Source organism: Jeotgalibacillus marinus (genome assembly GCF_040801915.1).
Lineage (GTDB): Bacteria > Bacillota > Bacilli > Bacillales > Jeotgalibacillaceae > Jeotgalibacillus > Jeotgalibacillus marinus.
In genome coordinates this window covers 1-690 of sequence record NZ_JBFMIA010000073.1, presented here as the reverse complement: position 1 = coordinate 690, position 690 = coordinate 1, and the positions used below count along the sequence as shown (strand labels likewise).

Genomic DNA, 690 nt, shown 5'->3' with positions numbered 1-690 from the left:
AGACTTAGGATCTAGTGCCGCAAGGCGTGGGGGTTCAAGTCCCTCCACCCGCACTTGAAAATATTTAAAAAAAGCTTGACCATCAAAAAGTATATTGATATAATAAATCTTGTCGCTGAGATATGCGATTGCGGCAGATGCGCTAGACTTAGAATGCAGTGCTAAGGGGTGTGTGGATTTAAACCACTTCACTCGCACTTGAAATTCTTTTTCAGAAAAGCTTGATCGTTCAAAAGTATATTGATATAATATAACTTGTCGCTGTAATAAGCGGTCGTGGCGGAATGGCAGACGCGCTAGGTTGAGGGCCTAGTGGGAGAAATCCCGTGGAGGTTCGACTCCTCTCGACCGCACCAAATAGAATAATGCGCCCGTAGCTCAATTGGATAGAGCGTCTGACTACGGATCAGGAGGTTAGGGATTCGACTTCTCTCGGGCGCGCCATTATATTATCGGGGAGTAGCTCAGCTTGGTAGAGCACTTGGTTTGGGACCAAGGGGTCGCAGGTTCAAATCCTGTCTTCCCGACCAGCGAGTTTAAAACTTTATATGCGGGTGTAGTTTAGTGGTAAAACCTCAGCCTTCCAAGCTGATGATGTGAGTTCGATTCTCATCACCCGCTCCATATTATATTTTTTGAACCTTGAAAACTAAACAACCTAAAACGTCAACGTTAATTCTTGATTTAAAT

The 690-nt window shown here is 44.5% G+C and carries 1 protein-coding gene and 4 tRNA genes; 4 read left to right on the top strand and 1 reads right to left on the bottom strand.

Features of this window, described 5'->3' with window-relative positions:
* On the bottom strand, positions 1–192 hold a 192-nt coding region (locus AB1471_RS17005; protein ID WP_367780930.1), incomplete at its 3' end, for a hypothetical protein.
* 78 nt (positions 193–270) lie between these two features.
* On the opposite strand from AB1471_RS17005, the gene AB1471_RS17000 reads away from it, so the two are divergent.
* The 4 genes from AB1471_RS17000 (at position 271) to AB1471_RS16985 (ending at position 624) form a co-directional block, all read left to right on the top strand.
* A tRNA-Leu gene (locus AB1471_RS17000) sits at positions 271–356 on the top strand.
* Positions 357–367: 11 nt separating this feature from the next.
* Positions 368–444: transfer RNA gene (locus AB1471_RS16995), tRNA-Arg, on the top strand.
* A 9-nt stretch (positions 445–453) separates the two neighbouring features.
* A tRNA-Pro gene (locus tag AB1471_RS16990) sits at positions 454–530 on the top strand.
* A gap of 20 nt (positions 531–550) precedes the next feature.
* Positions 551–624, top strand: a tRNA-Gly gene (locus tag AB1471_RS16985).
* Positions 625–690 lie beyond the last annotated feature (66 nt).